At 56.6% G+C, this 17,584-nt stretch carries 28 protein-coding genes; 27 read left to right on the top strand and 1 reads right to left on the bottom strand.

Annotated features, from left to right (window positions below; all coding sequences use genetic code 11):
* Positions 1-4 precede the first annotated feature (4 nt).
* From TC41_RS08600 to TC41_RS08475, 27 genes are all read left to right on the top strand, one after another.
* Entirely contained in the window at positions 5-307 is a 303-nt protein-coding gene (locus tag TC41_RS08600) for a hypothetical protein (protein WP_041695241.1), read from the top strand.
* Complete coding sequence (gene dnaN / locus TC41_RS08595) at positions 295-1,407, top strand: DNA polymerase III subunit beta (protein WP_041695240.1); 1,113 nt, start codon at positions 295-297, stop codon at positions 1,405-1,407. The genes TC41_RS08600 and dnaN overlap by 13 nt, the downstream gene beginning before the upstream one ends.
* 57 nt (positions 1,408-1,464) lie before the next feature.
* Complete coding sequence (locus tag TC41_RS08590; RefSeq protein ID WP_237699879.1) at positions 1,465-2,130, top strand: hypothetical protein; 666 nt, start codon at positions 1,465-1,467, stop codon at positions 2,128-2,130.
* Positions 2,121-2,318: a hypothetical protein gene (locus TC41_RS08585; RefSeq protein WP_014464633.1), complete on the top strand. Its 198-nt coding sequence runs from the start codon at positions 2,121-2,123 to the stop codon at positions 2,316-2,318. The genes TC41_RS08590 and TC41_RS08585 overlap by 10 nt, the downstream gene beginning before the upstream one ends.
* Positions 2,319-2,342: 24 nt before the next feature.
* Entirely contained in the window at positions 2,343-2,597 is a 255-nt protein-coding gene (locus TC41_RS16275; protein ID WP_148260159.1) for a hypothetical protein, read from the top strand.
* A gap of 263 nt (positions 2,598-2,860) precedes the next feature.
* Positions 2,861-3,076, top strand: a complete 216-nt coding sequence (locus TC41_RS08575) for a hypothetical protein (RefSeq protein WP_014464631.1) — start codon at positions 2,861-2,863, stop codon at positions 3,074-3,076.
* The gene (locus tag TC41_RS08570; protein WP_014464630.1) at positions 3,073-3,345 is read left to right on the top strand and encodes a hypothetical protein; all 273 of its coding nucleotides are present in this window, start codon (positions 3,073-3,075) and stop codon (positions 3,343-3,345) included. Before TC41_RS08575 ends, TC41_RS08570 begins: the two co-directional genes overlap by 4 nt.
* Positions 3,346-4,013: 668 nt before the next feature.
* The gene (locus TC41_RS08560; RefSeq protein WP_014464628.1) at positions 4,014-4,364 is read left to right on the top strand and encodes a hypothetical protein; all 351 of its coding nucleotides are present in this window, start codon (positions 4,014-4,016) and stop codon (positions 4,362-4,364) included.
* Positions 4,365-4,471: 107 nt separating this feature from the next.
* Positions 4,472-4,882 carry a DUF669 domain-containing protein gene (locus TC41_RS08555; RefSeq protein WP_014464627.1) on the top strand — a complete coding sequence of 137 codons (411 nt, stop codon included), beginning with the start codon at positions 4,472-4,474 and terminating at the stop codon, positions 4,880-4,882.
* Between the two features lie 2 nt (positions 4,883-4,884).
* Positions 4,885-5,214, top strand: a complete 330-nt coding sequence (locus TC41_RS08550; protein ID WP_014464626.1) for a hypothetical protein — start codon at positions 4,885-4,887, stop codon at positions 5,212-5,214.
* Between the two features lie 9 nt (positions 5,215-5,223).
* The gene (locus TC41_RS08545) at positions 5,224-5,430 is read left to right on the top strand and encodes a hypothetical protein (protein WP_041695237.1); all 207 of its coding nucleotides are present in this window, start codon (positions 5,224-5,226) and stop codon (positions 5,428-5,430) included.
* A 143-nt stretch (positions 5,431-5,573) separates the two neighbouring features.
* Positions 5,574-5,813 (top strand): hypothetical protein, encoded by a 240-nt coding sequence (locus TC41_RS08540; RefSeq protein ID WP_041695236.1) that lies wholly within the window; start codon positions 5,574-5,576, stop codon positions 5,811-5,813.
* The gene (locus TC41_RS08535; RefSeq protein ID WP_041695235.1) at positions 5,797-6,003 is read left to right on the top strand and encodes a hypothetical protein; all 207 of its coding nucleotides are present in this window, start codon (positions 5,797-5,799) and stop codon (positions 6,001-6,003) included. Before TC41_RS08540 ends, TC41_RS08535 begins: the two co-directional genes overlap by 17 nt.
* Before the next feature lie 99 nt (positions 6,004-6,102).
* A complete protein-coding gene (locus TC41_RS08530; RefSeq protein ID WP_014464623.1) occupies positions 6,103-6,315 on the top strand; it encodes a hypothetical protein in 213 nt (70 codons plus the stop codon).
* Between the two features lie 19 nt (positions 6,316-6,334).
* Entirely contained in the window at positions 6,335-6,733 is a 399-nt protein-coding gene (locus tag TC41_RS08525; protein WP_041695234.1) for a RusA family crossover junction endodeoxyribonuclease, read from the top strand.
* Positions 6,715-7,248, top strand: coding sequence for an AAA family ATPase (locus TC41_RS08520; RefSeq protein WP_237699878.1), 534 nt, complete (start codon positions 6,715-6,717; stop codon positions 7,246-7,248). Before TC41_RS08525 ends, TC41_RS08520 begins: the two co-directional genes overlap by 19 nt.
* 216 nt (positions 7,249-7,464) lie before the next feature.
* Positions 7,465-8,187, top strand: coding sequence for a putative quorum-sensing-regulated virulence factor (locus TC41_RS08515; protein WP_041695791.1), 723 nt, complete (start codon positions 7,465-7,467; stop codon positions 8,185-8,187).
* Positions 8,188-8,259: 72 nt separating this feature from the next.
* The gene (locus TC41_RS08510) at positions 8,260-8,889 is read left to right on the top strand and encodes a hypothetical protein (RefSeq protein WP_014464619.1); all 630 of its coding nucleotides are present in this window, start codon (positions 8,260-8,262) and stop codon (positions 8,887-8,889) included.
* Positions 8,890-8,929: 40 nt separating this feature from the next.
* Positions 8,930-9,811 carry a ParA family protein gene (locus TC41_RS08505; protein ID WP_014464618.1) on the top strand — a complete coding sequence of 294 codons (882 nt, stop codon included), beginning with the start codon at positions 8,930-8,932 and terminating at the stop codon, positions 9,809-9,811.
* Positions 9,812-9,851: 40 nt separating this feature from the next.
* Complete coding sequence (locus tag TC41_RS08500) at positions 9,852-10,391, top strand: sigma factor-like helix-turn-helix DNA-binding protein (RefSeq protein ID WP_041695233.1); 540 nt, start codon at positions 9,852-9,854, stop codon at positions 10,389-10,391.
* 182 nt (positions 10,392-10,573) lie between these two features.
* On the top strand, positions 10,574-10,705 hold the full coding sequence (locus tag TC41_RS17060; RefSeq protein WP_014464616.1) for a hypothetical protein: 132 nt from the start codon (positions 10,574-10,576) through the stop codon (positions 10,703-10,705).
* A gap of 29 nt (positions 10,706-10,734) precedes the next feature.
* Positions 10,735-10,953 (top strand): hypothetical protein, encoded by a 219-nt coding sequence (locus tag TC41_RS17280; protein WP_374952849.1) that lies wholly within the window; start codon positions 10,735-10,737, stop codon positions 10,951-10,953.
* Positions 10,954-11,010: 57 nt separating this feature from the next.
* A complete protein-coding gene (gene tnpA, locus TC41_RS08495; RefSeq protein WP_041695228.1) occupies positions 11,011-11,355 on the top strand; it encodes an IS66 family insertion sequence element accessory protein TnpA in 345 nt (114 codons plus the stop codon).
* Positions 11,349-11,714 (top strand): IS66 family insertion sequence element accessory protein TnpB, encoded by a 366-nt coding sequence (tnpB, locus tag TC41_RS08490; protein ID WP_014464597.1) that lies wholly within the window; start codon positions 11,349-11,351, stop codon positions 11,712-11,714. Before tnpA ends, tnpB begins: the two co-directional genes overlap by 7 nt.
* Before the next feature lie 61 nt (positions 11,715-11,775).
* The gene (gene tnpC, locus TC41_RS08485) at positions 11,776-13,359 is read left to right on the top strand and encodes an IS66 family transposase (RefSeq protein ID WP_148260157.1); all 1,584 of its coding nucleotides are present in this window, start codon (positions 11,776-11,778) and stop codon (positions 13,357-13,359) included.
* Between the two features lie 220 nt (positions 13,360-13,579).
* The gene (locus tag TC41_RS08480) at positions 13,580-14,932 is read left to right on the top strand and encodes an IS1380 family transposase (protein ID WP_014463112.1); all 1,353 of its coding nucleotides are present in this window, start codon (positions 13,580-13,582) and stop codon (positions 14,930-14,932) included.
* Between the two features lie 137 nt (positions 14,933-15,069).
* Positions 15,070-16,164 carry an IS3 family transposase gene (locus TC41_RS08475; RefSeq protein ID WP_148260158.1) on the top strand — a complete coding sequence of 365 codons (1,095 nt, stop codon included), beginning with the start codon at positions 15,070-15,072 and terminating at the stop codon, positions 16,162-16,164.
* Between the two features lie 206 nt (positions 16,165-16,370).
* Here TC41_RS08475 and TC41_RS08470 read toward each other — a convergent pair.
* Positions 16,371-17,560 (bottom strand): IS3 family transposase gene (locus TC41_RS08470; RefSeq protein WP_202797564.1). Its coding sequence is split into 2 segments (ribosomal slippage): positions 16,371-17,314 and positions 17,314-17,560, totalling 1,191 coding nucleotides; the frame shifts between segments, so codons are not numbered across the junction.
* Between the last annotated feature and the right edge of the window lie 24 nt (positions 17,561-17,584).

The following is a 17,584-nucleotide window of genomic DNA, read 5'->3' as shown; positions in this document are numbered from 1 at the left end:
TTCCATGATTGAGTTCGCGGTTTGGGAGCACGGGCGAGTTCGCCTCAAGCGCGGGTTGTGCTTGGGAGTTGTAGCGGAAGATGAGTACCCGCCAACGTACGAGAATCGCAGGTTTCACATGGCCTATGACCCCAATCAACCCTGTGACGAGACACGATTGGTCATGGCGGTGCCGAGATTCTGCAATGTGTCGGTGGTCTATCAGATCTATCTGGTCGTTCCACAGGCAGTTGTTCCGTGGGACCGTGGCAAGTTGCGCGAGTTGCTGATGGGATCCAAGGAGGGCGAGACGCCATGCGCTGTCTGATGGAGCAGCAAGTCTTGGAGCCTGCGCTGAGCGCACTGGCGCGGATTGCGCAGACGCGCACGCCTGCGGCGGTGTTGCAGGGTGTGCTCATTGAGGCGGAGCGAGGTCAGGTGACGTTGAGCGCCTACGACTACGACGTCGCGCTGCGCATGACCGTCGAGGCCTCCGTGGTGGATCCGGGCAGCGTCGTGCTTCCGGCGAAGCTGTTCGCGGAACTGGTTCGGCGGCTTCCCAAGGGGACGGTTGATATTGCGACGATCGCGCCCCACCACTTGAGCGCGTCGATTGACGTGGGCACCACTCACGCAGAACTTCATGGCTTCGACCCAGAGGAGTTTCCCGATTTGCCGGACATGACGGGCATTGCGCCGGTGGAGATCTCCGCAAAGACGCTGGTGGAGGCCATCGAAAGCGTTGGGTACGCCGCGTCGAAGCAGGACGCGACTCGGCCTATTTTGGAAGGCGTCCACGTCGCGTGCGAGGACAGCAAGCTGATTTGGATGGCAACGGACGGGCTGAGGTTAGCGAAGGTGTCGCAAACCGTCGATCGGGAGATGTCGATTCGCTGCACGATCCCGCGACGCACGCTCATGGAACTTACCCGGTTGCTGGATGCCGACGAGGATGCGGAAGTGCAGGTCTACCAGTCGGCGAGTTACGTGATGTTCGCGTGGGACGGAGTGCAATTGTTCGGGCGGCTGTACCAGGGCGAATATCCGGACACATCGCGGGTGATGCCGCGGGAGTTCGCGGCGGAGTGCAGCATTGAGCGGAGACGGTTGGAGGAAGCCATTGAGCGCGTGACGATCTTGGCGGAGAACGAACGCCACACGGTTTCACTGTACGTCAAGGACGGTGTGCTGGAGCTGACGTCGAGGTCTGCGGAGCGCGGGCACGCGAGGGAAGAAGTGCCGTTGACTGCGTTCAAGGGCGATGAGGTCAAGGTCGCGCTGAATGCGCGGTATGTGCTGGATACGTTGAGCGCAGTGGAATCCAGCAAGACCGTTCGGATGCAAGTGGCGCGGGACAGACGCTCGGTGTTGTTCTCAGACGAGTGCGACAACCTGCATCTGATCTCGGCGATCCTGACGCGCGACTGATTTGTCCTGCAAACCACGCAGGATAGGGAGGGGTGAACCTGCTTGTGGAGCGAGACCTTGAACCGTACCGAGAGGCGTTGGAGCTGGCGTGTCGTCGTGTTGAAGACGCTGAGGCGTTATACGATCTGGCGGACGCTGATCACGAACCGGTTGCGTTTGCTCGTTTGCAGGCGGCACGGGCGGAAGTATCGAGCATTCTACGCGAAGCAAGGGAGGTTTGGCAGCGTGGAAACGACGTGGGGCGTGTCAGTCACTGAGGTCTACAATCGTCTGACCATTGTCTGCGAGTGCTACGACCACTTCCTGCGGGAATTGCAGAGCCACTGGGCACAGTGCGAGACGAGCAATAATTCCGCACTTCGGAGTCGAGCACGTGTGTATCGGGACGTGTTCGATCATCTCTTGGATCTCTATCAGGATCTGATTGAGACACGGATGATGGCCAAGACATGGTCGGACGATGTGCAAATGCGCGCGGTGTTTGGAAACAACGCAGTGCTGATTCCAGCAGATCGGTACAAGGCGCTGGTGGAGTTGTACGCGGCGGTGAAACGCCGTGCAGACGCCGCGGAAGCCATGCGACACACATACGACGATTTGGGCCGTGACTTGTTGACGGAACAGATGCGGATGGCGCTCGACGATGAGAAGCGGGTGCTCAAGATCTTGGCACAACAGGAAAAGGAGCTTGAACGAGAACTGGAGGAAATTTCATGCGGTTGAGCGTACGAAAAGCGGAAGTTCAGGTGATCGCCGAGGACTCGGAAATTCGTGTGATGATGCAGGACGAACACGGGACGGTGGAACTTGTGGTGGACGAATCTACGGCCCGCAAGTTGCGGGATGGGCTTGATCTTGTGCTGCAACGAGGAGACGGTCCTAGAAGCGGCGGGCCGTTGGTAGCAAGTTAAACAATTTGCTTGGGGTGAAGGACGATGTTCGAATTGATGTACATCCAGGCTGCAACAAACGCGTGGATGATGTTTCAAAATGTAGTTTTCTTCGCTTGTGTGAGTGTTTTGGGTGTATCCGCCTGGGTTTCCGTTGCTGGTGGATGGAAACTTGGTGTGGCTAGCCTGATAACCCTGTCGATTCCGGTTTCTTTGGTTTTGCTGTTTTTGTCAATGTCAATCCATCACGACCTAGCAACTCTGCATGCATCGTTACAACAAATCAGTCGCACAAGGTGAATCATGGTGGGGGAGCGCAAATGCCGTCGAGTCGATGGGATAGCAACTTGTTTGGTCCGATCGAGGTTGTGGGCGATCCGTACGTAGGCGAATTTCTATGCGTCCATATCCCCGAGTGGGACGGGCGCAGTATGCGGCAATTGTTTTGTCGGGTAGAGTCGGTAGATCGTACCGATCAAAGGCTGGAATTGTCGATCCCCCAGGCGCTGTTTGCTTGGGTTGTGGATTTGAAAGACGAAGACTTTGAGTAGGGGGAAGTAACGATGCCTAAATACGAGGTTTTGGTCACATGGAGCGGTTCGCGCGTGTACACCGTAGAGGCGACCGATGAATCCGAGGCGGAATCCATCGCGCTTGAAATGGCCCAGGACGAACTATGGTCCGACGATTGGGACGTGATCGATGCCGATGTGGAGCGCGAACTTCAGGATGATGACGTGGATGACGACCACGACGCAACGGGGGACAGTGAGATATGAGCGTGAAGCTCTGGTACGTCAGCGATGGTGAGAACTACGGTTACGTTGTCGCGGCAACGCCGTTGGAGGCCTTACAGACGGTAACCGGGACAATAGTCGACGAGAAATTGGAATGGCCGCTGTGCCAGGAGATCATCATTCGGCTGGTGCCAAGCGGGGATCTCGTCACGCTGCTTGACGACACAGACGAACCGATCACCAAACGGGCGGAAGATTGGGTGAGGGAACAGGTTGAGGTGCCGTGCGTACTCGGCGTAGCTGAGTTATAAGGCTTACAACTGCGAAAATGGCTTGCTCTATGGATTTGTCTTGCAATCCACGCATAAGCAGGAGGGCAACATGGCGATGCGGCGATAGCCATGCACGAGACATGCAACTACCTGAACGGAGCGTGAGGGGGATGAAAATCATTGAAGGAACTGTGATTATAGACTGGCCCGAGGAATTTGTCACCATTTGCGTGAAACGAGATCAACCATGCGGGATTAAGAGCGGAGAAGTATTCAGCATTGCTGGATACACAAAAACTCACTTTTATGTATGGTGGTCTCCTTCCATTATGGATCAGATTTACTCAATTCCGCGTGAGGACTGTACCATTCTGTCAGCTAATGTGGAGGTTGGTGAGGGGTGAGGGAACAATGACCGCCTTGGATGATCTCTTGCTGAGGATGACGTGCGAGCGAATTGCCGCAGGGATTGAGACATTGAGAGATATGGGGTTTTCTGAGGAAATCGTGTTGGAAGGATTGCGACGGCAAGTGGCTGCCGTGTATGGGCAACATCACGGAGAGATGAGAGATGGCGAAGTATTCTCGAATTGAGCTTAGATTTATTGATCACTCTCGATATTCTTTCGAACTTGTCGACAAGAAACGCACCCACGCCCTTAAGCAAACGGTGTTCGCGAACATCTTATCTGGTTGGTGAACAAGATATGGAAGATCTTGATCTCTTCCGAGCAAACGAATTGCTGGCCGATGGATTTCGGACCTTATTAGCGATTGGGGTTTCGAGAGACGAAGCGCTGGAGATCGCGCAAGAGCAATTGGAAGAGGTGTTTGCCGGGCACGTCTTCGTCAATGAACATTACTACGATGGTACGGACATTCCCATTCGAGTTGGGGATCGGGTCTATCATCGCTCAGAAGATGAGGCGTTGGGGACGTTGGTCAAGTTTGAGCCCGAGCAAGACATATTCGTGATCGACTGGGACGACATTGGACCGGTGGAATACACCATGGAGTGCATTGCTGCGATTGGGCTGGAGGAATCCCGAGACACTTAAGGGCACTCCAAAACCTTATCGTTGTCATTCACTCCCCTCTTCAGCAGAGAGGAGTCGCTGCCGTGTACTCTCAACACATGGAACAATGTAGAACGGGAGGTTGAACTATGAATCTAGCTGACTTGGACGAGAAGTACATGAAGGTGGAGCCGGCCCGGGGCGGCAGATACGAGCCGTTGCCGGATGGCAAGTACGTCTGTCGCCTGGAGCGAGCCGAAGTCCGCAAGAACAAGGGCAACGACGGCAAGCACTTGTTCTTGGTGCTTGTGGTTGACGAGGGGACAATGAAGGGTCGGAGAGTCTATCACAACAGAGTCATCGCCGACAACGAGAAGGCTCTTGCGTGGCTGAAGAACGATCTGCTGGCGATTGGATACAACGACTATGTCTCGAAACTGGAATCGCTTGTGGGGAAATGTGTCGGCACCCGGGTCAGGGTCACGCTCAAGACGACAACGAATCCGGGCGACGGCAAGAAGTCGCAAGTGGTCTATCTCGACCCAGTCAGGGGGCGCTGACCATGCGGGCCGCACTGGAGCGGTACACAGCGGAGTTCGCCTTGTGGAGTCGACACACACCGAATCGGGATCTCGTGGCGCTGGTGTATGACGTTCGGGATCGCGACGGGAATCTGCTGCGCAAGCACGCGTGGCTCCAGCTCGGGCGGTCGCCTCAGTATCAACCGCCGCTTCGCTCGGGAGAGATCGTCGAGTTCTACGCCCGGCGCGAGCGGTATCGCAGACGGAAGCCTCCGCCGCCCGGCGTCGAGCAGGAGCCGTGCATTGGGTTCCGGGTGGTCGGCTGCCTGTATCCTGTAAAAACCCTGTCGGAAACCGTTCATCGAGTGTGAGGGGGTCACATGGACTATCAAGAGCAATTTTACAGGCACCTGATAAAGAACTTGGCGCTCGATCTCCACGCGCTTGCCGTGGCGGCAAGTCATGTCTATCGGGCCTGGGAACGGGGCGAAAGTCTCGATGAGCCAATGGATGCATTGAGGGAAGTGTTGGCGGACATTGATGTAGATGACGACTGCGATGACGAGGAAGAAGCGGAAGGGGAGTGATGCGCGATGCACAGGGGCACGCGTTGGCGGCGTTGGATCCGGCAATGGTTGCTTGGGCGCAGACCGCGGGTGTGGATCCCGATTGACCCGCCCGAGCGCCGACAACCGCCCGCTACGCCTGAAGCTTGGGAGGATGACTCTCAATGAATGTTGCGGGAATAGTTGAAGATTGCATTGACGCGATGGAACAAGACCGCGATGCCTACGTCGTCTATAAGATTCCGCGAATCGCCAGGATGGATCGGATTCGCATAACGCCAACCAGCGGGCCGTTCGGTGATGTATTGGAGGTTCATCAAGATTATACCGTTGCGCGCTTTAAGGCATTAGACGTTCTCGAATGGCTTGCGCGACTGGGTGATGAAGATGCAGAACGCACATGACCAACGACAGGCCACGGTCGTTGAAGCCCGACCCCTCAAATGGCGGCGCGGATTGCCGACGGTGCTCGAAGTGGTGATGGAGGTCAACGGCCAGGTTCGCATTCAGGAATACATTTTGAGACCGGAGAGCGCATTTCAACACAAGCGAAAGGCGGGATTTCAAGGATGTCCAAACGAACAGCGAGGATGATGGAGAGACCGAGATGCCGACTGTGCGGGCAGCCTGTCTACTATCCGTGGAGCCGTCTCTGCCAAGATTGTCTTGATGAGTTCGAGGAGGAAGAGGAGCATGAACGAACGATTGACTTTACTCGCATCACAGTTACAACAGGCCGGTGAGCGCGTTGCTCGCGCGAAGGCGATTTGGTTCGTGAACCGTCACACCGATCGCGCGAACCAACTCTATGAGCGCTATCGAGCCGAGCAGGCGTACCTGGCCGAGTTGCTGGACGCGATTGCTACCCCAGCGTCGGTCGGATCCGTTGATCCAAAAGTTTCGTAATCCAGTTGGGGGCTTTGTCATGCGGCGCTTGGTACTCCCTCTTCCACCGAGCGTCAACCACGCCTATCGGAATTTCGTCCACCCGAGGACCGGGCGGCGGATGCGGGTGCTGTCGCATGAGGCCGAGCGTTTCAAACGCGACGCGGCGTGGTTGGCGCGCGAATGGGTGCAGCGGACCGGTTGGTGCGTGCCTCCGCCCGGTACAAAGGTCGTCTTAAGGATATGGTATTACTGGTCAAACCGAAGACGAACGGATACGAACAATCGGAACAAAGTATTGCTGGATGCTCTGGAGGGCGTGCTATACGTCGACGATCGATGGGTGCTGGTTCGAGAAATGGATTTTGAGATCGACAAAGCAAATCCGCGTATCGAAATTGAGCTGGAGGCGTTGTCGGAGTGCGAAATGTCTTTTTGATTGGCCCGATGGGTGCGGGCAAAACGACGGTAGCGAAATACCTATGTCAACAACATGGCTACGTGAGGTACTCGCTGGCTTCGCCGGTGCAAGCGGTGCTGGAGATCGCCGCGCCGTGGCTTACAGGCGCGAGCAAGGCGGTCAAACGACCCTACATGCAGAAAGTCGGTCGTTTTCTGCGACAGTTCCAGCCGAACCCGCTGCTCTTCCATGCCGAACAGGTGCTGAAGTCGGTGCAGACGCCGGTTGTAATTGACGATGGGCGAACGGCTGAAGAAGCAGTGTGGGCGGATCGGCAGGGCTGCTCGGTCATTGTGCTGATGGCATCCGAGTTCGTGCGTCGGCGCCGAATTCTGCAACGTGACGGAGAACTTCCGGACGCGAGGACGAACGAGGATGAGACGGAGCAGCAATGGCGCTATGTGCGGGGTGTCGTGATCGACACATCGGACATGACGGAAGACGAGATGTGTGAGCGAGTGTGGCAGGCAATTCAGGGGCGGGATATCGGATGAGGAACCGCGAGCACGCGACATCAGTACCCAATTGGAATAACGAGAAACGGGCCACCGGGTCATCGGACGTTACGGTGTACCGCTGGGAGCCGCATGAGGTCGAATCGTATCTCGAGCGCAAGTATGGCAAACGACAACTGGAGCCGTATCACCGCCCCGTTGTACCAAGAACGCCAACTCAAGCAAAGAAAGGGCGAAAAAGAAAGGGCGAAAACGATGAGGCTGAGTGAAGCGAAATTTGTCGTCGTCGACACAGAAACTACGGGCTTGCCTCCAGATGGCCGAGTCGTGGAGCTTGCATTGGTCGAAGTCGGTCTGGACCGCGAGTCGCAGATCGTGTATTCGGCACTCGTCGATCCAGGCTGTCCGATCCCACCGGAGGCCTCCGCAGTGCACCACATCACCGACCGAGATGTCGCAGGAAAGCCGCGCCTATCCCAGATCTGGCCGAAGGTGCTCGGATACATCGGCGACGCGGTTCTTGTCGCGCACAACGCGGAGTTCGACCGCGGGATGTTGCCGGAGACAGGTCGACCGTGGATTTGTTCGAAGCGCCTGGCGCAGCATCTCTGGCCGGACGCGCCGAAGCATTCGAACCAGGTTCTGCGGTACTGGCTCGGGATTGACGTGGAAGTGGGACAACCCCATCGGGCGCTGGGCGACGCGATCGTGACGGCGCACGTGTTCCAACGAGAGCTCCGGGCGTATCTGGAGGCGGGGTATCCCGACGACGTGGACGAGCTCATCTCCTTTGCGGAGTCGCCGATTGAGGTGCAGACGATGCCGTTCGGCAAGCACAAGGGCATGCCGCTCAAGGACGTGCCGCTGGACTATCTGGACTGGGCGCTGCACAACATGCAGGATCTCTCACCGGACTTGCGGTGGAGCATGCAGCGGGTGTTGGAACAGGGGCTTGGATGGACAGGAAGGGCAATTTAGGTGTTGACAACCAGTATATATGTGCTATTATAGGAACAAATAAGTTGAACGAACATAACGGAGGAATGAGAGATGATGAAGTCGATGGTGATGGAAGGTCGTATCTGCGATCCTGATGTCATGCTCATCTTGACCTCCCCAGAACGGACAGTTGAACGGTCGGATTTCGTAGCGCATCAGAACTGGGTGCGTGGTTATGGCCAGGATGACTCGTTTCCGGCTCCCGAGGCTGCGATCGAATGCCTCCGAGACGAGGACGTGATCGGGTGGCGCGTGTTTTGGCTCGGCCTGTTACTCCGTTGTCTTCTGCACAATTCGTCTGAAATTCGCGACTTCGTCCATGAGCAGTTCCCGCAGGACTGGGTCTCGGACGTTGAGGAGGCCGACATCAGCGGTTGGTATCCGGCGGTTCGTCGTAATTTTTTTGAAGAAGCAAGCGATGTGCTTGATACGATAGACCAGCACTTCACGGCAATCGACCAATGGCTGTTTATCGCGTATGACGGGCTTGAGGCTTTTGACGCCGTGGGCTCGTACATGCCGATCCGTGCACTCATCGGGTTCTGGTTCGACCGCCTGCGCAGGTGGCAACGCCTTCGCGCGAAGATCTTCCTGCGGCCCGACCTGTTCGACATTGGTCGGCTCAATTTCCCTGACGCCTCGAAGCTCCTCGGGTACTCAGTCCGACTCGACGAACGTTGATGACTGAGGAAGAACCCATGCGCCGTGACTTCGATAGAGGGTGAAAGGTACGGAACGCATTCTGCTGTACGCTGTGAACGGTGGAACGGGTCGAACGACCACGGCGTTTGCCGTCGCACGGATGCTCGCGAATTGGGGCCGCCGTGTCCTCGTGGTGGATGCCCATCTGGACTCTCCGGGCGCCACAAGTGGATTTGTCGAGCCGGACAAGCTGCCGCGCTATGGGGTTGGGGACTGGCTGATCGAACAGTCGGTAGACATCGGGGACATGCTTGCATCGCCGGCATGGACGGCTAAGCTGCCAGGGAAAATCGATGTCGTCCCGGCCTACGGGCGCGATACTCGGGATTATCTGAGTAAGGTAGGTCGGGTTCATGCGAATGAGGCGTGGGCGGAGGATATCGCAGAGCTCGTCACGATGATGGAGGTTGCCATTCGACCAGAGGTGGTGTTGATTGACGGTCCAAGCGGTCTTTGGGGAGCCTCGCTTGTCCTGTCGCTCGACGCGACGGTGTGGACGTTTTTGATGGACAATGAGAGCACCTGGAATACGTATAACCTCTTGTTCCGAAAGTGGCTCGAATCCGGTATCGCGGAACAGGTGCGCGAACGCATCAAGGCCATTGCGGCAATGGTCCCGTTACGTCGCGCAGACGAACACATGGAAGCGCTCCGCGAGCGCGCATGGGATCTCTTTCGAGACACGCTGTACGACGAGGATTGGGGAACGGAGTCGGTGTTCTCGTTTGATCTCATGGATGACGCCGCTCCGCATTGTGCGATACCGGTGTTCTGGGTAGACGGGATCATGCACCCGAAGTCGTTGCGCGACATAAGCGGCATGGCGCTCGATCTTGCTTATGCGGAGCTTGCGCAGGAACTCAGTTGGCTGAAGGACGAGGCATGCGTGACTTGTGGATAACTCTGTGGATAGACTGTGGACAACCTGTGGAGGGACACCCATGCGTCGGGACCTGGACGACCTGATCGCACAGTACGAGTCTACCCGCGACTCGATCCGAGAAGCCCGCAACCGCGCGCGACAAGAGTCCAATGACCACGACGCTGCCCTGTACGACAGCATGGTGAAGACGCTTGACTACGCGCTGGCGGAGATGGAGGGCCATTACCGTGCGCCGCGGCGGGAGGTTCTCATGGGCGACCTGGTGGATCTGGACAGGCTGGCGGCGCGGCGGAGGCGGTGGAGTGACTCGTCCGACACAGAGGAGGCGGATACGCAGGAGGAGCGCCTTCCCGTGGCGTGGCAGTCGATCCTGAGCCTGCGGGAAGCGGCGTGCTTATTCGCGTATGAGTCCGGCATGACGTATTCGGCGATTGCGCGGGAACTCGGGATTCGGCGTGGGACGGTGCAGATGTATGTGGAGCGGGCGAGGGCTAAGTTGAAGAGGGTGGAGGGGGTGCAGTTGGGGTTGTGGAGAGATTTGGATTGTGCGATTGACAGGCTGATGGGTGCCCACACACCGTGGACGTTGTGTCGGTGAGGTCTTTCCTACGAAAACTTGACATGGTCTGAACAGGAGGGATCATAGACCACAGAGGATAACTGTGCTACGATTTGTCATGTAACGAAAGTTTTCGGCATAAGTATTCTTTCTTCAGATTAAGCCAATCTGCTATCTACTCTACCCTTTCATGAATTCCCTTTGAGGAGAGACCGCCCAACATGATTGCCGAGGAATTTGACGTATTTCTGTTTGATCTCGATGGAGTTATCTATCTGGGGGATGAGCTCCTTCCTGAAGTTCAAGCATCGCTTGCACGGCTTCAAAAAATCAAAAGATTATACGTTTCCTGACCAATGATCCTCGACCAACTCGGGACCAGGTGACCCAGCGTTTGCGTGGATTGGGCCTGGATGTACATCCAGAGCAGGTGTACACGTCTGGATGGGCCACAATCATGTACATCCAAGAACGTCGATATTCTTCTGTGTTTGCATTAGGGACTCCAGACTTACTTTCTGATATGAGGGCTAATTTGCCACACGCGTCGATAAACGAGGTCGATCAACCTCAAGGTGAGCGTCAAATAGTCCGCACCTAGCGCCAGGCCCTCTCCTGCGAGACGATCCCCCCAGAGCCGTATATGGGAGGGATCCATTTGACAAAAGCAGAGTTGGAGGAACTTCGCGAGCTTTGGCGTGCCCGCGTGGCGGACTTTCGGGCCAGCGGATTGACAGGCGCAGCGTGGTGTGCTGCGCATCAGGTCAAGGAACACCAGCTGTGGTATTGGGTCGGCAAGTTTAAGGCGGACACCAACCACAGCGGCCGTCAACGTGATCATGCTGAGCCGCGTTTCATCCCGGTGCGTGTGGAGAAATCCGCGCCTGAAGTGACGGACAAGCCGCTGTCCGTGCGCGTGGGCCCTGCTGTCATCGAGGTCACGCCCGGTTACGATACTGAACTGCTGCGCGATGTGGTGCGCACCTTGGCCTCGCTATGCTGAACATCGGTGCTGGACCGGGAGAGTTGCGCGTGTACCTGGCTTGCGGCAGCACAGACATGCGCAAGTCCATCGACGGATTGGCGGCTCTGGTGCAGGAGTCGTTTCACCTGGACCCGTTTTCTCCCGCGGTGTTCGTGTTCTGTAACCGGGGGCGGGACAAACTGAAGCTGCTGTACTGGGAGCACAACGGCTTCTGGCTGTATTATCGGCGGCTGGAGCGGGGCCGGTTTCAATGGCCGGACACAAGCGACGGCAAGACCCTCGTCATCAGCCACCGGGAGCTGAACTGGCTGTTGGACGGACTGCCATGGAACCAACCGAAAGCACACCGAAGGGTTACCGCGAAAAAAGTGGTGTGAGGCCGGTAAACACAGAAGTATCTGTCAAGGGATTTCGACGACCGTGTCGAAGTCCTTTTGCATGATGAACCCAACAGCGACCCCGAACCAACTGGAAACCCTGCAGGCGCGCTGCGAAGCACAAGAGAAGGAAATCGCGGAGCTGAAAAAGCAGGTCAAGTTGCTGCTGGAACAGCTTCGTCTGGCCCGCCATCGGCAATTCGGGAAATCCAGCGAACGCATAACGGACGACCAGATACGCTTGGACCTGATATTCAACGAGGCGGAGGCGGAGGCGCAGCCAGAGGCAGAGGAACCCACCTTCGAAACGGTGACGTACCAGCGGCGCAAGAAGCAGCCAGGGCAGCGGGACGCCATGCTGGCAGACCTTCCGGTGGAGCGGATTGAATACCGTCTGCCGGAGGAAGAACGGATCTGTCCGTGCTGCGGCGAGGTCATGGACGAGGCAGGTGTCGAGATCCGTCGCGAGCTCATCCACATCCCGGCACAGACGAAGGTGCGCGAACATGTCCAGCAACAATACGCATGCCGGATGTGTGACAAGCATCGGACCGAAACGCCCATGGTCAAGGCGCAAATGCCCAAGCCCCCGATACCGGGCAGCCTGGCGTCCGCTTCGATGCTGGCGTACGTGATCGACAAGAAATACGTGGATGGCTTGCCGCTGTACCGCCTGGAGGAGCAGTTTGCCCGGCAAGGCCTGCGGTTGACCCGGCAGACCCTGGCGAACTGGGTGGTGTTGGGGACGACGCGGTGGCTCGAATGGATATACAACCGGCTGCATGAGGAGTTGCTCAAGCGCCGGTACCTCCATGCGGACGAGACGACACTGCAGGTGCTGCATGAGCCGGGGAGACCTGCCGAGGCGACATCGTACATGTGGCTGTACCGAAGCGGTCAGGATGGGCCACCGATTGTTCTGTTTGACTATCAGGAGACTCGTTCGAAGGAGCACCCGAAGCGATTTCTCAAGGGATTCAAGGGTTATCTGCACGTGGACGGGTACAGCGGGTACAACGAGATTCCGGATGTGAAGCTGGTTGGATGTTGGGCACACGCCAGACGCAAGTTTCACGAGGCGCATACCGCGCTGCCGGCAGAGGAGCGAAAGAAACCGACAGCGGCCAGGATAGGATTGGAATACTGCAACCGGTTGTTCAAGATTGAACGCGCCCTGAAAGACGCGCCGCCAGAAGAACGTCACGCAAAGCGGCAGAGATTAAGCCGACCGGTGCTGGACGAGTTTTTGACGTGGCTTCAGGAGCAGGGTGAACAGGTACTGCCCAAGAGCGCCTTGGGGCAGGCGGTTTCGTATTGCCTCAACCAATGGCCGAAGCTCACGGCGTTTCTGGAGGACGGGCATCTGGAGTTGGACAACAATCGGAGCGAACGATCGATCAAGCGGTTTGTGATTGGCCGGAAGAATTTCCTGTTCGCGAACACGCCACGGGGCGCGCGGGCGAGCGCCATCGCGTACAGCCTAGTGGAGACGGCCAAGGAGAACGGACTGGATCCATACTTGTACCTGGAATACCTGTTCGAACGGCTACCCAACATCCGAACTGACGACCCGACGATGGACGACTTGCTGCCGTGGTCGGAGCGTCTGCCAGAGCGAATCCGCAGACGGACGAAAAAAGCATAGCATGCGAAACTGCCCCGCTGGTTCCCCGGCGGGGTTGTTCGTCATGCATGAGTTTGATGCAGCCGTGGTCGGAATGCAAGGTGGGCGGGATTTGACGTTCACCGATCACCCCTGAATCCGTGACGAGTAGGTGCGAAAATTGCTGAAGCGCTCGTGGTTGGTCCTGTAGAATTGAGATAGTTCGGATATCGGCTGTATTCAATCCCTCTTCACCATCGGGGTGAACCACTTGCGTTTCATCATTGAAGAATCCGATGAAGTCATCGTCACGCATTCGGGAATGACCCTTGTCGGCGTGTTGCTTGATAAAACCAGAATCGGCGAGCGGTTGAATCAGACCCGCCTGCCTGGTATGGGCAAACCGGATATTTCAAACCGGGACGTGGCATACTCATACATCGGGCTGCTTTGCCAAGGCAAGACCGACTTCGACCACATCGAAGCGTTTCGAGATGACGAGTTTTTCATGATCGCACTGCAAGTAGACAACGTGCCTTCGAGCCCGACGCTGCGCCAGCGTTTGGACATGGTTGCCGGAAAATCCGGCTGGGAGTCCATTCTCCGGGAAGAGTCCGCAAGGCTCCTGAGAGCCCTCGATGTAACTCTGCATCCGATTGAACTGGGCGTGCCTGCAGAGCGTCGAACTTACATCCCGCTGGATATCGACGTCAGTCCCTTTGATAATTCCGGCACGAAGAAGGAAGGCGTGTCCCGTACATACAAGGGGCACGACGGATATGCTCCCATCTTTGCTTACCTTGGCCAAGAGGGCTACGTGGTCAATGTCCAGTTGCGTGAAGGCAGTACCCACGTACAAAAGGGCACGTCGACTTTCCTGCGGGAGAGTATTCAGTATGCAAGGCAGGTGACGGACCTCCCGCTTCTGGTTCGTCTGGATGCCGGCAATGACAGTGCAGAAAACATCGCCGTGTGTCGCTCCCAGGACAGCAGGGCCGAGTTCATCATCAAGCGCAACTTGCGAAAGGAGAGCCCCGAGGCCTGGCTTGTGATTGCCCAGCGACACGGGACATGTCATGAACCTCGTCCCGGCAAGAAGGTATATCATGGTTCGCTGATGTGTCCCGTCAAGGGTGTATCCGAACCAGTTCGCATGGTGTTCGAAGTTATCGAACGGACCATGACGGCCGACGGCCAAATCTTATTGGTACCGGACATTGAGGTCAGCGCCTACTGGACCTCACTGCCGGATGACCCGGCTGTGATCATTCGCCTGTATCACGACCACGCCGTGATGGAACAGTTCCACAGCGAAATCAAGACGGATCTGGACGCCGAGCGGCTGCCCTCGGGTAAATTCGCCACGAACAACTTGGTATTGCACTTTGTATGCGTGGCGTACAATCTGCTGCGAGTGATCGGCCAGGAGAGTCTGAAGCGAAATGATGCGCCGCTACGAAAAAAGGCAGAACGTCGCCGGATCCGGACTGTGATTCAGAACCTGATGACACTGGCTGCGAAGATGGTGCGACACGCCAGACAGACCAAGCTGAAATTGGGGTACGGGAATCGATGGCTCCCGGCATTTCGGCGATTGTACTTGGCCTTTGCGTAACGTGAACTGTGTCGAGCAAAGACACTGCATATGACCTGACATGGAAACCGAACCCAACCATTCACGAGTCCAGGGGGGACATCTGCCTTTTCGCCGCACTGGCTCCAACCGATATTCACAATCCCTAAGAAAATTGAATGTACATCCGTGAAATCGCAGTGAAGGGGCTTGCGAGAACACACATCAGCCTCTTTCCATCGGCCCTGTCACGGATTCAGGGATCACCCCTTTGTTGGAAGTGGACACCTGCGCCCGGATGCACAAGCCCAACGCGATTTGGAGCGGGAAAACCGACGTTTGCGCGAGGAGAACGAGATCCTAAAAAAAGCTGTGCGCATCTTCACGCACGACCGGAAGTAGCCTTCGCTTGGATCCATGCACACCGCTCCGAGCTTTCGGTTCAGAAGATGTGCCAACTCCTACGGGTTTCTCGGAGCGGGTATTACGCCTGGTGCAAACGCCCGGAAAGCCAACGTGCGAAGCGACGCAAGCGCTTGATTCGACGGATTCACGAGTTGTTTGTGGAGTCCAGGCGCTTGTACGGCAGTCCGAAGATTACGGCACTTCTTCGTCGAGAAGGAGAACGCATTGCTCAAAAGACCGTGGCGCGTTGGATGAAAGAGCACGGCCTCCGAAGCCGGACGGTGCGCAAGCACAAGGCCACCACGGCGTCACAACACACGTATCCTGTGCACAAGAACGTGCTCGACCAACGCTTTGTGACGGAGCACCCCGGTCAGGTGTACATGGCCGATATCACGTACATCCCGACCGACGAGGGGTGGGTGTATCTGGCGAGCGTGGAGGACTTGTATACTCGAAAGATCGTCGGATGGCGTGCGGATGCACGCATGACGAAAGAACTTTGCTTGGACGCACTTGATCAGGCCTATCGACGAGGACGGCGCAGAGAAGGATGTGTCACGCTCCATCATTCGGATCGCGGTAGCCAATACGCGTCGCACGAGTATCAAGATCGCCTACGAGCGTATGGTATGGTGCCAAGCATGAGTCGAAAGGGAAACTGTTATGACAATGCCTGCATGGAATCCTTTCACAGCGTTCTCAAGCGGGAACTCATCTATCTGGAGCGATTCAAAACGCGTGCGGAGGCCATCCAGCGGATTTTTGAGTACATCGAAGTCTGGTACAACCGAAAGCGAATCCACGCATCCATCGGATACCATACCCCGGACGAATGGGAGCGGTGTTATTTTGCGAATACGGGTTGAGGACGAGATAACCGCTCATACCGAAGTGGTATTGAGTCAATACAGTGGACACATCAAAACCGAGAATGTACAAGATTTCCTGCGCGATGCGCTGCCTCGGCCGTGCTTGACATGGAGCCTCCGCGGGCATGATGTCGCGTTTGACCGCAGCCGAGCCACGCTCGCCCTTGGAAGACCGGCCAGGCTATCATGCCCGCCTCTCCACGTCAAGCACTCACTTGGCCATCTGCACCGACACCTTTCAACTTCGCCTCGAAGTATTGGCGCTCGACGTCATCGGGCGTCCGATACCCAACTGCACCGTGGATCCGTTGTCGGTTGTACCAGATTTCGATGTACTCGAAGATCCGTCGGATGGCCTCAGCTCGCGTCCGGAATCTCTCTAGGTACACGAGTTCTCGCTTGAGCACGCTGTGGAATGATTCCATACAAGCATTGTCATAACAATTCCCTTTCCGACTCATGCTTGCCGTCATCCCATAGGCTCTGAGCCGGTTCTGATACTCATGCGACGCGTACTGGCTTCCACGATCCGAATGGTGCAGGACAACGCCGTCGCGTTGCTGCCTGTGTTTGTGTGCTTGCTCCAACGCGCGGATGCAGAGCTCTTTGGACATCCTCGCACCTGCGTTCCAACCCACAATCTTACGGCTGTACAGATCTTCAACGCTGGCAAGATACACCCAGCCTTCATCTGTCGGAATGTACGTGATATCTGCCATATAGACCTGTCCTGGCCGTTCTGCCACAAAGCGTTGATTGAGGACGTTCTCATGCACGGGATGACGATGCTTCGAATCGGTTGTCGCTTTGTACTTGCGTACGGTACGACTCCGAAGCCCGTGCTCTCGCATGAGACGCGCTACCGTCTTTTGTGCGATGCGTTCCCCGTCCCGACGTAGGAGCGCTGTGATCTTTGGACTCCCATACAATCGACGAGATTGCAGGAACAGTTCATGAATGCGACGAATCCGTCGCTTCCTGCGCTTGGCCCGAAGACTTTCGGGCCGTCCGCGCCATGCGTAGTAGCCGCTCCGAGATACACCGAGGACTTTGCACATCTTCTGAACCGGAAATTCGGAGCGGTGCTTGTGGATCCAGGCATACACTACTTCCGGTCGTTGGTGAAGATGCGCATGGCTTTTTTTAGGATCTCATTCTCCTCTCGCAATTGGCGATTTTCCCACTCCAGATCGCGCATCGCTTTCGCTTCTGGTCTCAGGTTTCCGCTTCCGACGAACGGGGTTTCAGGATCTTCGCGATACTTCGCGATCCACCCGTACAAACTCTTCACAGATATCCCGAGATCGCGTGCGATTTCACTTGCTGCCTTGTGGCCTTCCAAAGCGAGTTGAACAGCATGGAGTTTAAAGTCGTTGTCGTATTTTTGTGTCACGTGGCTCACCTCGAATCGACTTAT

Origin of the sequence: Alicyclobacillus acidocaldarius subsp. acidocaldarius Tc-4-1 (assembly GCF_000219875.1) — a bacterium.
Classification (GTDB): Bacteria; Bacillota; Bacilli; order Alicyclobacillales; family Alicyclobacillaceae; genus Alicyclobacillus; species Alicyclobacillus acidocaldarius_A.
The sequence above is the reverse complement of the archived record's forward strand: the minus strand, read 5'-3'. Positions and strand labels throughout refer to the sequence as shown.